We start from the raw sequence: 407 nt of genomic DNA, 5'->3' as shown, positions 1-407 counted from the left end.
GTCGGCGCCCACCCGGCGCAGCACGCCGTCGTGGCGGGTGCCGTCGAGGCGGTGCAGCACGCAGCGCCGGCCGGTCTCCGCGACTCGGCGCAGCGCCGAGCCGAGCCCGAGCCGGGTGTCCGCGCCGAGGTCGCCGACGGTCTCGCTCGGCGGGCCGAACCGGGCCTCGAGCGCGCCGCGGAGCCGCCACGTCCGCATCGTGTCGAGCGTCGTCCGGTAGAGGGGGCCGGCGTAGGCCCACGGCGTCCGCGCGTACCGGTTGCGGAACCCGAGCCGTTCGAGCCGCCGCACGGGCCGGACGCTCGTCGCCGTGAACGTGGGCGGGAGCGGCTCGACGACGAGCGGGAGGTCGCCCGCGGCGAACCACGCGAGCGTCGCGACGGCCGCGGGGTCGAGCACGGCGAGCG

At 79.1% G+C, this 407-nt stretch carries 1 protein-coding gene; it reads right to left on the bottom strand.

The features are described from left to right. Window positions 1-407: hypothetical protein (locus I6F37_RS42670; protein ID WP_225154778.1), on the bottom strand; the 407-nt coding region annotated here is incomplete at both ends.

Source organism: Bradyrhizobium sp. NBAIM08 (assembly GCF_020193935.1).
Lineage (GTDB): Bacteria > Pseudomonadota > Alphaproteobacteria > Rhizobiales > Xanthobacteraceae > Bradyrhizobium > Bradyrhizobium yuanmingense.
Note: the sequence above shows the minus strand (reverse complement) of the source record. Positions and strands in the feature narration are given on the sequence as shown.